General features: G+C 43.4%; 8 protein-coding genes. 4 read left to right on the forward strand and 4 right to left on the reverse strand.

Annotated features, from left to right (window positions below; genetic code table 11):
• Nucleotides 1-6 precede the first annotated feature (6 nt).
• Nucleotides 7-1,338 carry an NCS2 family permease gene (locus tag ACYX4W_RS10985; protein WP_476073205.1) on the reverse strand — a complete coding sequence of 444 codons (1,332 nt, stop codon included), beginning with the start codon at nt 1,336-1,338 and terminating at the stop codon, nt 7-9.
• A 324-nt stretch (nt 1,339-1,662) separates the two neighbouring features.
• Here ACYX4W_RS10985 and ACYX4W_RS10990 point away from each other — a divergent pair, with 324 nt between their 5' ends.
• The gene (locus ACYX4W_RS10990) at nt 1,663-2,664 is read left to right on the forward strand and encodes an adenosine deaminase (RefSeq protein ID WP_476073206.1); all 1,002 of its coding nucleotides are present in this window, start codon (nt 1,663-1,665) and stop codon (nt 2,662-2,664) included.
• 61 nt (nt 2,665-2,725) lie between these two features.
• Here the strand turns inward: ACYX4W_RS10990 and ACYX4W_RS10995 are convergent, their stop codons facing one another.
• Nucleotides 2,726-3,088 (reverse strand): Hpt domain-containing protein, encoded by a 363-nt coding sequence (locus tag ACYX4W_RS10995; RefSeq protein ID WP_474807492.1) that lies wholly within the window; start codon nt 3,086-3,088, stop codon nt 2,726-2,728.
• 187 nt (nt 3,089-3,275) lie between these two features.
• Between ACYX4W_RS10995 and ACYX4W_RS11000 the strand changes: the two genes are divergently transcribed.
• The 3 genes from ACYX4W_RS11000 to ACYX4W_RS11010 all read left to right on the forward strand — a co-directional run bounded on the left by ACYX4W_RS11000 (nt 3,276) and on the right by ACYX4W_RS11010 (nt 8,648).
• Nucleotides 3,276-5,381: a two-component system response regulator gene (locus tag ACYX4W_RS11000; protein WP_476073207.1), complete on the forward strand. Its 2,106-nt coding sequence runs from the start codon at nt 3,276-3,278 to the stop codon at nt 5,379-5,381.
• A 188-nt stretch (nt 5,382-5,569) separates the two neighbouring features.
• A complete protein-coding gene (locus ACYX4W_RS11005; protein WP_476073208.1) occupies nt 5,570-6,490 on the forward strand; it encodes a diguanylate cyclase in 921 nt (306 codons plus the stop codon).
• Nucleotides 6,491-6,644: 154 nt separating this feature from the next.
• Nucleotides 6,645-8,648, forward strand: coding sequence for a hybrid sensor histidine kinase/response regulator (locus ACYX4W_RS11010; protein WP_476073209.1), 2,004 nt, complete (start codon nt 6,645-6,647; stop codon nt 8,646-8,648).
• 134 nt (nt 8,649-8,782) lie between these two features.
• On the opposite strand, the gene ACYX4W_RS11015 is transcribed toward ACYX4W_RS11010, so the two are convergent.
• Nucleotides 8,783-9,949 (reverse strand): purine nucleoside permease, encoded by a 1,167-nt coding sequence (locus ACYX4W_RS11015; RefSeq protein ID WP_476073210.1) that lies wholly within the window; start codon nt 9,947-9,949, stop codon nt 8,783-8,785.
• A gap of 128 nt (nt 9,950-10,077) precedes the next feature.
• Entirely contained in the window at nt 10,078-12,504 is a 2,427-nt protein-coding gene (locus tag ACYX4W_RS11020) for a TonB-dependent siderophore receptor (RefSeq protein WP_476073211.1), read from the reverse strand.
• Nucleotides 12,505-12,588 lie beyond the last annotated feature (84 nt).

Here is a 12,588-nt window from a genome sequence, read left to right on the forward strand (position 1 = left end):
GACAAATTATTTTAAATCTAGCAAGTATCTTAGTAAGAAAACGATAGCTAGTGCATAAGTAAGTGGCGTTACTTCTTTAAACTTACCGGTACCCACCTTAATACCCACATAGGTAATGAAACCAAGGGCAATGCCTTCACTAATACTAAAGGTAAGTGGCATAGCGATAAGTGCAACAGACGCAGTAGCCAAAGCCCCTAAGTCATCGAAATCTACATGTCGAATCGAATCCATCATTAAAATGCCTACCATTAGTAGTGCTGGAGTAGTGGCCATTAGCGGAATGACTTTCATCAGTGGCGTAAGGAAAAGCGACAACAGGAAGCATGCAGACACGACCACAGCGGTGAGGCCTGTTCGTCCTCCCGCTGATACGCCAGTGGCGGACTCAACATAGCTTGTCACTGGCGATGTACCTACCATTGCGCCAGCAATACTCGCAGATGCGTCAGCAGTCATGGCCGGGCCAATTTTCGGTAGCTTGCCTTTTGAGTCCAGCAAGTTAGCTTTGCGAGAAACACCAATTAACGTGCCTATAGTGTCGAACATGTTCACGAACATAAGCGCGAAAATAAGGTCCCATGTCTCGGCGATATGGTCGATAGCGTACCAGAAGTCCATTGCCATAAAAGTATTCGACATAGATTCCGGCATGCCTACAACAGCAGTTGGTGTGGCAGTTAGCATTCCGTTTTCGGTAGGAATAAAGGCACCTATCAAAGTAAGGGTAACGATAGAAATTAATATGGCGCCAGTAACGCGCTTAACCATAAGAACAATAGTAAAAATAATACCAACAAGAGCAAGCATAACTGCAGGCTCAGAAAGATCACCAAGCTGAACAAAGGTTGCAGGGTTATCAACAATAAGTTCTGCATTCTTAAGGCCGATAAAGGCAATAAATAAGCCTATACCGCACTGAACGCCTATCTTGAGAGAAGGCGGGATAGATTCAGCTATTTTGGTTCGCACGCCGGTGAGAGAGAGTATTAAGAAGAGAATACCGTTCCAAAACACAATGCCGAGGGCAGCTTCCCATGGAATTTCGCGGCCAAGGCAGATAGTGAAAGCGAAAAAAGCATTCAAACCCATGCCTGGTGCGAGTGCAATAGGGTAGTTAGTCATCAACGCCATCATCAATGTGCCGATGCAGGCTGCGACTGCTGTCACTGTAATTAGACCTTCTACCGGCATGCCGCTAAGGCCCAAAATACCTGGGTTAACCACAAGGATATAAGACATAGCCGCAAACGTAGTAAGACCTGCAATAATCTCAGTTCTTACCGTTGTACCGTGCTCCTGCAGCTTAAATAGCCGTTCAATAACGTTGTTGGACATCTAGAGTTCTCTGTTTGTGTATTATGTAGTGTTTTGTGCGTTTGAAAGCAATAAACTGACCAATTAGTCAACTTGTTGGTGTGTTTTGTGCTAACTTACTTTTCAGTACAATGATTAAATAACAATCATTGCGTGACTCAAGGTCACTAGCTAGGCAGCACAAAGCCAGCCAAACGGTTAGTAAACAACATAGATGATGTTAAAAAAACCGCAAACAAAAACCTAAATGAGCAATAGAACTCGTTTACAGATAGCATTAAAGATAAACTATTACGCACCAATTAAATGCTATTGCATTATTATGGTGCAAATAAGTGAGGGGCCATGTCGCTGTCATCAATAATTAAAAACATACCAAAGGCCGAACTGCATCTGCACATAGAAGGTAGCTTAACGCCTGAACTCATGTGGCGCCTAGCTGAAAAGCACAGTGTATCACTTCCTTACGCAAGCGTGGAAGAGATTGAAGCCGCTTATAACTTCAAAGATTTACAAAGCTTTCTTGACCTCTATTACGCAGGAGCAGGAGTATTAAGAGATGAAGAAGATTTCTTTACGTTGATGTGGGAATACTTATCTCGGTGCGCTGAAGAAAATATCGTTCATACCGAAATCATGTTTGACCCTCAAACCCATACTGAGCGGGGTATAGGTTTTGATGTGTTTATGCCTGGCTTTTTACGTGCTATACAAAAAGCAGAAAGTGAATTTGGTATAAGTAGCTACCTTATCATGTCTTTCCTAAGACATTTGCCAGAAAGCGAAGCTTTCGAAACACTAGAAGCAGCGAAACCTTACTATCAGCACATCACGGCGGTGGGCCTCGATAGCTCTGAACTAGGGCACCCCCCGTCCAAATTCGAGCGGGTTTTCAAAAAAGCGAAGTCTCTAGGCTTTAAGATTGTTGCCCATGCAGGGGAAGAGGGGCCGGCGTCTTATATTTGGGAAGCGATTGAACTGCTTGACGTGGACCGCATTGATCATGGCGTACGCTGCCAGGAAGACCAAGCGCTCATGGCGCTCTTAAAAGAAAAGCAAATACCGCTTACCGTATGTCCATTGAGTAACTTAAAGCTCTGCGTAATTGACGATATGAAAGAGCACAATATCGTGCAACTGCTAGATGCTGGCTTATTAGTAACGGTTAATTCTGACGACCCCACCTATTTTGGTGGTTTTTTGAATGAAAATTTTGAAGCACTTCACACGTCGCTAAACATAGGTGAGGATACAATTCGCGTGCTGGCCGCAAACAGTTTTAAGGCAAGTTTCTTACCCGAAGAAAAGAAAAACGCATTTGTTAAGCAAGTAACTCGGGCTATGTAAGCGACTTGCAAAAGCAATAGCGCGAGCTTATTAAAGTAAATCTCAATAAGCTCGCTTCGCCCTAAGATTGCATAATAATAAGCGTTTGCTCGATTAAGCTTTTTAGTTCTTCTATGTCTGAAGCTATCTCTGTTAAATCACCTTGCTTGGCTTTATTTTCAATAGATGACGCTTTTTCTCGAATAGCATCAGCCCCTACATCCCCTGATACACCCTTCATTGCATGACTTGTAAACTTGACGGCATCGACGTCTAACTCAGTTGCGGCCTTTTGCAAGGCTTCTTCTTTCTGCGCTATTTGACCTAAAAACATTTCAACGATGCGGTTTAACAATCCTTCGTTGCCGCCGAGCCTGCTTAGCGCAGCGTCTCTATTCCATAATTGTTCTTTGGGAAGCGCGGTATGCGTATGTAACGTATCCATTCTTATCACCAAGCAGTTAACACAGGGTTTGGTAGTATAATAATTGTGCGTCACCAACAGCATAATAGTCAATGAGTTACCCTAAAGTTTGTACTTAAAATAACCAATATAGACTAAAGGTTAATGTTTTTTTGCGTATGTAGGACGATACTACATAAGGAGTTTATAATGTAGTGTGGTAATTCTCATGGAAAATGAGACGAAAAAAGTAGTCATCATTGACGATGAACCAACAACACTCTTGCTACTGGAAAATGCGGTAGAATCTTTAGCAGAAGTCGTTACGGTTTCACAAAGTGCAACAGCATTCTCTGTAGTACAGTCACATCAGCCTGATTTGATAGTCTTAGACATCAGCATGCCTGAGCTTTCAGGTTTTGATGTATGTCAGCAACTTAAAGTATGTCCAAGCACAGCTTCAATTCCTGTTATCTTTGTCACTTCTCACAGCGATACTGAAAACGAGCATCGTGCGCTGTCGCTTGGGGCGATTGACTTTATCCCAAAGCCTATCGATATAGAAATGTGTCGAATGAGGGTGAGAAACCATCTCACGATTCAATCTCAAAAAGCCTTGTTGAAAAAAGTTAACCAAGAGCTTGAGGCTGAAAAAAAACAGCTTGCCATAACATTAAAATCTATAGCTGACGGCGTAATCTCGATTAACGCTGCCGGAGATATCACATTCATAAACCCCGTGGCACAAAGGCTTACCGGACATAGTGTGCAGGATGCTTTAGGCAAGCCTATTGATGAAGTAATGAACCTGCGTGATGCATCAAGCCATGAACCACTGTTAAACCCAGCGCTTTACGCGCTTGAGGTAAAACGCCCCGTAGCTATGTCTTATAACGCAACCCTCGTTAGTAGGCACAACCAGATTTTTAGGGTTGAAGATACCGCATCACCGATTATCGACGATGAGGGCAAAATAAACGGGGCCGTCATGGTGTTTCAGGATGTTTCTGAAGCCGTAGAAATGGCGGTGAAGATGACGCACTTAACCAACCATGATCAGCTTACAGGTTTGCCCAACCGTGTGTTACTTCACGACCGCATCGTCCAGGCTATAGCGCGAAGTTTTACCAGTAAGCAAAGCATCGCGCTACTGTTAATTGATATCGATAACTTTAAATATCTCAACGATAGCCTAGGGCATCAGGTCGGCGATTTCGTTATAGCAACCGTAGCCAAGCGCCTTGCAAACACGTTAGGTCAAAGCGCCACACTCGCTCGAGTAGGCGGAGACGAGTTTGCTTGCCTTTTATCGGATATAGGATCTGGATTCAGTGCAGATAGTATTGCTATGGCCTGTCTTCAGGCGGGTAGAGAACCGATTGAGATAGATGGGAAGTCTCATAGGTTGAGTTTAAGCATAGGAATAAGCTTGTACCCACAGGATGCAGTGAATGCAGAAGAAATGATGCGCCATGCTGACTCCGCAATGTATCGGTCGAAATCGAAAGGTAAAGACACTTTCAGCTTTTTCTCAAAAGACTTACAGCACGCCATGCATCATAGGGTCGAAATGGAGATTAAGCTTAGACAAGCAATTGAAAACAACAGTTTAGCTATCTATCTCCAGCCAAAATACGACTTTAATAGCGGCGAAGTATTCAGCGCTGAAAGTTTAGTTAGAATGTTCGATGAAAACGGCAATGTAATCGGGCCAGACGAATTCATTCCCCTCGCCGAAGAAACCGGACTTATACACCAGCTCGGTAAACAGGTGCTTCAGAAAAGTTGTGAGTTCATTGCTCGTTGTAATGAACAAGGCAAGCACTTTAAAGTAGCGGTGAACGTGGCTGCCAAACAGCTAGCAAACCCCGGGTTTGCGGATGAAGTTGCAGAAATCATTCACGCAACGGGCATTGAAGCCAGTTCAATAGAGCTTGAAGTGACAGAGTCGGCGCTAATGCACGATTTTGAACAAACACGTGATATCCTCAACAAGCTGACCTCGCTAGGCGTTACCATAGCCCTTGATGACTTTGGTACGGGATATTCAAGTTTATCTTATCTACGTCAGTTTCCACTGAACGTTCTAAAAATAGACAGGTCTTTTGTTATTGATATGGACAAGGAGCAGCAAGCTCACGATATTGTCACCGCTATCGTGCATCTAGCCTTAAGCTTGGAGCTGACTATCGTAGCAGAGGGGATTGAAACCCAATCACACTTCAACGGGTTAAAAGCACTAGGCTGCCATCAAGGTCAAGGCTATTTTATGTGTCGTCCCATAGCCATTAACGATTTTTTCGCACAGTTTATCGGTAGTGAGGAAGTCGCCTAACTTATTTCAATAATTCTTAGGTCGTTAGGTGTTTTTCCTAATACCTATAGCGTATCTAAATTCAACCTTTTCAATATACATCTTTCTTTAAGGTGTTAGACTGTAAAGCAAGACTATAATTATTAAAAAAGCTTTATGTTACAATGCGAAATCGCTTGTATGGCTAGCAGGCCGCATTAGAATAAACGATGGACAGAAAAGAAATTAAACCCTATTCACAGTGCAATGTGCTTATTGTCGACGACGAGCCAATGAGTCGATTGCTATTACAATCGATACTTGAAGATGAGTTTCATTGCAAGACGGTCGAATCTGGCAGCGATGCCAATTCCCACTGTGCCGAAGCGCTGCCCGATCTAGTTTTACTCGACATGAATATGCCTGATATAAGCGGATTGGAGGTGTGTGCAACATTAAAAGCTTCTCCTGAAACCAAAGATATCCCAGTTATATTCGTCACATCTACCATGGATATTGAAAGTGAAAACGCGTGCTGGGAAGTAGGTGCATCTGATTTTGTGATGAAACCAGTGAATGCGTCAACGCTAACTCACCGAGTAAAAACACACCTTCAAAACAAGCTGCGTACTGAGTTTCTTGAAATGATGACATTTCACGACCAGCTAACTGGCCTTTACAATAGAATGTACCTGACCAAGGAAATTCCTTTATTGATAAAGCAGGTAGCCAGAGACAAGGGATCGGTAGGGGCAATAATGCTCGACATTGATTACTTCAAACTCTTTAACGATACCTATGGGCACCTTGAAGGTGACTTGTGTCTTCAAAAAGTGGCGCAGATAGTCTCTGATACAGTGAAACGACCCAAAGATGCTGTGATACGTTTTGGCGGTGAAGAGTTTTTAATTATCCTGCCTTATATCGACCGTCAAGGGGCAAAGCTCGTGGCAAATCAGCTTGTAGATGCAGTAGCCGAAGCGAAAATACCTCATGGAAAAGGCATCGAAAATCGTGTTTCTATCAGCGCAGGTTTTGCGGTTTGGAAGGCAACGGAAGTTGTGCAAGACAACCTTGCAGCCTTAATTGAAGACGCTGACGTATCCTTGTTTGAAGCTAAGGAATTAGGCCGAAATCTTGCAAAAGGTTAAACATCGTTAGAGGCCGTATAAACTAGCCTATTGTTTAATGTCGAAAGTGTTGCTTGCACGCTATCATCTAGTGTAATGACGTACTATTCGCTAAATTTGTGATGGCAATGAATGGTACCCCCCTAGTACACGTTTGAGGCTTAGGTAACGAGCAATGGTTTATTTCGACGAGCAATCGAGTTTGAATGTGAAGCTGGAAGAGCAGCTAAAAGCATCGCTTACTCAGTTATTAAATCGTGGTTGTGACTCACTTGGGATATTCCAAGCGCTGCTTTTGCACCTCGAAGAGGATACCGTCAACATCCTTGTTAAAGCCTCATCTGCTTATCCTCCCGGTTTTAAATCTATTCCCTCGTTTGCAAGCTGCACGCCGGTAGACAATTGTTTTCCCGTAAGCAGTGCTAAGTGTTCTCTAGCATTTAAGCAGTGGTTTACGACCTACTTCAGTGCGGAAAAATACATCAGGGGCCAGGTCCACAAGCTTGATGGCGGATACGTCTGTTTAGTGTTCATCAATGCATGCCCAGACCAGCCAAGTAACCTGGATAAAGTGGCGTTGCTCGATGAATGGTTGTCCGTTACTTTGGACAAGTTTCATATAGAAAAAGCTGAATCAACACAAAACACGCTGTATGAAAAGCTACAAAACGTAGCGAATGTTGGTACGTGGGAAGTCGACCTTATTACCAACGAGTTAATCTGGTCGTCTCAAACTCGCCGTATTCACGAGGTGGATGATAGCTACATGCCCACGCTAGATACGGCAATCAGCTTCTACAAAGAAGGGTTTGATAGAAATGAAATAAGCCGTATCGTTTCTCACACTATCGAGACCGGTGAGCCATGGAGCGCAACACTTGAACTTATTACTGCTGAAGGTAATTCGGTGTGGATAGAAACCCACGGCATGGCGGAGATGAAGCATGGGAAGTGCGTTCGCTTGTTTGGGACGTGTCAAAACGTGAATAAATCGGTTCAGCTCAGGTTAGAGTTGGATGCGCGACGCAAAGAGGCAGAAGCCGCGTCGAAAGAGCGTGGCATGTTGCTGTCTAGAATTAGCCACGAGCTAAAAACGCCTTTAAACGGCATTACCGGCATGCTTCAGGCTATAAAGTTTGAAACAAAAGACAACGTAAGAATTACAAAGGCTGACATTGCGTTACACAGTGCCGATCGTTTGTTATCGCTTATAAACGATGTGCTTGATTACACATCAATTATCAATGGGGAATTTAGCCTTAAGCACAGCGATTTTTGTGTTCGCTCTTTGTGCGAAGACATCGTCGATGTGTTTAAAACTAAATGTGCTGAAAAAGGCGTACGGCTTTACGCTGTACTGTCTTTTGATGAAAAGACCTACGTGCATGGCGATGCCGCAAGAATAAGTCAGGTAATAACCAACCTGTTGTCAAATGCCGTAAAGTTCACTGTGAAAGGCTATATTTCAGTGCAGGTTACGCTAAAACATCAAGGCGAGGTTCCCATTCTACTTGCTTCAGTTGAAGACACCGGCGTAGGCATGAACGACGATATTTTGTCACGGATTTTCAGACCGTTTCAGAATGATACCGACAGCGCGTCAGAAGAGCTAAACGGCAATGGGTTAGGTCTATCTATTGTAAACCAACTTGTTGGCAAGATGGGTGGTGAGCTTGAAGTGCGCTCAAATGTGGGTAAGGGAACTTGTTTTGACGTGGCTATTCCCATTGAAATGGCGTTGTTAGATGAAAAAGCCAGTGGCGATGTGGAATTGTCCTCTGAGCTTTTAAGTGTACCTTTAAACATATTAGTAGTTGACGATAACGACATAAACCGCCTGGTCTTAGGGTCTATGCTAGAGAAGTTTAATTACCTACCCGATGAAGCGGAAAACGGAGAAGTCGCAGTACAAATGGCAAGAGCCAAAAAGTACGATATCATTTTTATGGACTGTGCTATGCCGGTATTAGATGGCGTAAGTGCAACGAAAATAATACTGCAAGAAAACCTAATGCCTAAGCATGGCCGAATTATTGCGGTTACCGCCAACACGACAGCCGAAGATAAAGCTAGCTGCAGCGAAGCAGGCATGCAGGATTTTATGGCCAAGCCCGTCGTGCAAAATGATGTAACTTCACAGCTTAAGTTAGCGCTAAATGCAAGATCAGTAGCGGCTTAGGGGCTTGTAATTGTATTAAAATGCAAAGCCCCTCGTTTATTGAAGTTACATGTGCTGCTGCAAATATTTGTAGTAACAGTGACAAATAAATTTGGCTGTTGACAAAAATATTAATGATAATCAGTATTTTGCGTTTATTTAGCGCTAGGTATGTTGCCTTCTACGGAATCCCAGTTTCCAGTGATATAGTCGACAACACGCGAACCTACGTTATACGCCGCTTCAATTGCTGCTCCCATTGCAGCATAACCCTCACCCGAGCTTTCAAGTTTCAAATTTTCTGATGCGCTTAGCGATGGTGGCTGCATAGTAAAATTACTCGCAGTTCTTAAAATCATTACGCGGTTTTTATCTACCAAACCGGCATTATCTAAATAGGTCAAACTTTGAAGCGTAGCCGAGTCTTCCATGCCCGATGTGACAAAGTCTCCTTTGCCCTGCGTCCAATATTCAACCCATTTGTTTGCCCACGTGTTTAGTTTCTCTCCATGCCAAAAAGTAGAGGCAGATAAATGGGCACCCATAGACACATTAGGAAGTACCCTCGCATTAGGTGAGTGGGTGTATTTTGTTCGTAGTGCATCCATTGCCTCGTTGTTTAAAAGTTTGGTGTCTTTGGTCATCGAATAAGCCCATTTTGCCAAAGGAAGGTTAAGCGCGTAAACCTCGCCGTTCGGGCTATTATTCACATTCACTGATTCGGCATTGTCATAAGGCGCGTGAGTAAACAGAGGAAAATAACCTGTACTCCACGTTGAAGGGATTTCTCTTGCATCAATCTGATGTGCCAAGTCACCATCTACAACATAATCGGTCCAAATAGCGCTGCCAATAGTGTTATCGGCAGGGTCGACACCAGCAATGCCAGCTACAAGCCAATAGGCTTTTGACAAGTCGAAACGAGGGTCGAGCCCTAGGGCCATTATAGCCGCTGAAGCACGCGCAATGCCCATACCCGTTACTATGCCAATTACGCCCGTTTCAGTGTTTGCATACACATCGTGAAAGCCGTGGGGCAGTGGGTATTTTGTTGTGAGTTTTTGACGGGCTTTCCATAATTGAAATTCGCCGGGTGCGTCACCTTCATCATCGCCAATTTCAAACATACTCACCACTACCACTTTAACTTCCATAGGCTTTTCTTCGTTGTTGGCGTGAGCTTTGGTAGATAAAACAGTTATTACTAAGCTTATGAATACAGCCAATGCCGCTGGCTTATAAAAAATTGTATTGAGGTTGTGTTTACCAATACGCAATAGCGGAAACTGTAAAAAATGTCGAATGAAGTGGGATAGAGACATAAGATACTCCTAAAAAAAGAGCTCAAGTTTTAAAAAAAACTGAGCTCTTTAGTGAATGTGATGCAGTGAATTAAATCGTCGAACTTCTATCTTGGATAGAAGTTCGACAACACTACAACTAAGCATACTTAGAATGAATAAGTAAATTTAGCATTCCAGTGACGCGGTAGTTCAGGTAGAACAACTTGGCTACCAAACAGATCTGGGAAGTTAGAACGGAAATAACGCTCATCGGTTAAGTTTTTAACGGTTAGGTTAAATGACCAGTCTTCAGCCTGATAAGATAAGCCAGCATTAACTAGCGTGTAAGCCGGTAGTGTTACAGCAGCAGAGAAGCCTGATGCTACTTCTTCAACATCTACAACACTAACGTTAGCGGCATAACCATTTTGGAAATCGTAAGTTGCTGTTACTGTGTAAACGTTTTCAGGAATACCTGCTTTGCGTGCATCTGTGTTAGCGAAGCCTTCACCAATTAAGTTCAAGCCAATTACGTTACCACCAAATATTAACGAAGGATCGGTAAGGCTAGATAAGTCTTCAGCGCCTAAGAAACCAAACTGGCTTCCGTTTTCACGTGCAGTAAGATTGATAACTTTAATGTTAGTGTAGCCCGCAGATACGACTAAGTTTTCGTTCACAACCCAACGAAGTTCAAATTCAGTCCCTTTGTTGTTCGTAGTGTTGTTCGTTACGGTATTCTGACTGCTGAAATCAGTTCTTTCCATCTCGAACGATGAAAGTGCAAAGTAAAGCGTGTCATCTAGCAGTGAACCTTTCACACCAAACTCAAATAGCTCAGAAGTATCGAACGCACCGTCTTCAAGTTGCTCTACACCAATCTCGGCACCTTGACCAGCAATAATGGTCGCTTGTTCAGCGGCAGTGATGTAAGGAATTAAGCCAAATGGTAGTTCATAAGAGATACTGGCATTCCAAGACCATCCACCTACCGTATCTTCCGCAGAAACTGGTGTACCCTCGTTACCTTCAATGCGAGCGCTTGGCAATATAAGGTCTTGACGTGAAGTGGTTTCAATATCAATGGTGTCATAACGTGCTCCAAGAACAAGGTTTAAGCCCCAATCCCAAGTAAGGTCGGTCATTACACCTAAACCTATATCAAGGTAGTTACCATCATCGTAGTTATCATAATTCATGCCTGAACGAGTTGACAGTAATCTTCTGTCTAATGCCGATGAAGGCATAGTCAAATCACGGCGGTTAAAATATTCATACGTAAAGTCATCACCGTGTAAGAAGTCGGTGTAACGAATTGACGGAGAAATTTGGAGTTGTGCTAACAAGCTGTCGTTTTCATACTCTGTAGCGAAAACTAGTTTGTCTTCAACAACCCAGCTATCGTGGAACTGAGAGAAACCATACGCATTTTCATTGATGTTATCGTATGAATCGTAAAAGAACTGGTTACGAATTTCCCAGTTATCTGAGTAGTAAATAGTATCGAAGTAGAACGTTATCGCTTCGTTACCAAGTTGGTCATCTGGTGCAACTAATACTTGGCTGCCGCTTAACGTGGTAGTACCAACATTTTCTAGCGCCATTAATGGAGTAGCTTCATCATCGGTAAATGTTGACCCAGGCACGTAGAAGAAACTGTTACCCGCAATGTTTACTGCACCATATTCTTCATGGCTAATTGAACCGTCGCCATCCGTATCTAAAGACTGGGCAGTACCTGTAATATAAGTACCGTCGTCAATAAGTTCTTGGGTTAAGCGGTTCCAACCAGCAACTTGGTTGCCATCGTAATCATGGTACATACCACCGAATTCGAAGCGAAGGTTGTCGGTAACATCTATGTTGAAAGCGGCTTGTAAAATAGTTTGGTCGGTTTGTGTGTTTTCGTAGTAGCTATCTGAGTTTTCTAGCTCACCGTAAATGTAGTAGCCCATATCTTTGCCAGCAACGCTAGTAGGTCCGCCAACCTCTGCGGTTAAAATGCTTTTATCCCAAGAACCAGTGGTGTATGACAAGGCGCCAGTAGGTGCATCTAGATACTGACCGCCAGAAGCACGGGCAGATTTAGGATTAAAGTTTAGATAACCACCAATTTTAGACGGGCCATAAATGGGAGATGCAGGGCCGCGTACGATATCGATACGGCTAGATGCGCCGATAGGGGTAGGGTAGTTACCCGGGTTATCTAGACGCTTAACGCCACGAAAATATGTCTCACCCGGTGTACCACGTACGTCAAGTGAACCCGCAACACCAAAGAAAGACTGGGTGAACGTACCCGGTGCAAATGCTACTAATTCATCAATATCAGAGACGTTAAAACGTTCCATCTGCTCCTGAGAAATAGTAGATGCTGAACGGGGTGTTTCAAGAATAGATTTACCAAAGCCAAATACCGATTCAACGTCTTGGCCAGGCAAGCTGCCTAGTGACCCAGTTACCTGAATCTTTTCGACATCTTTCTCTTTTACCTCTGTCTCTTCTTGTGCAAATGCTTGAGATGACAAGGCTACCGCCGTTGTCATCGCTAAGGCTTTTGCTAGAGGAGATAATGCGAATGTAGTGTTTTTCATGGTTTCCTCGTTATTTTTAGTTGCCCTTTTTTAGGGCTTTATCAACGCACTATTTCTATTGCGCCTTGCTGTATACAAGAGGTT

It is taken from the genome of Alteromonas sp. ABH4_454 (assembly GCF_056311775.1).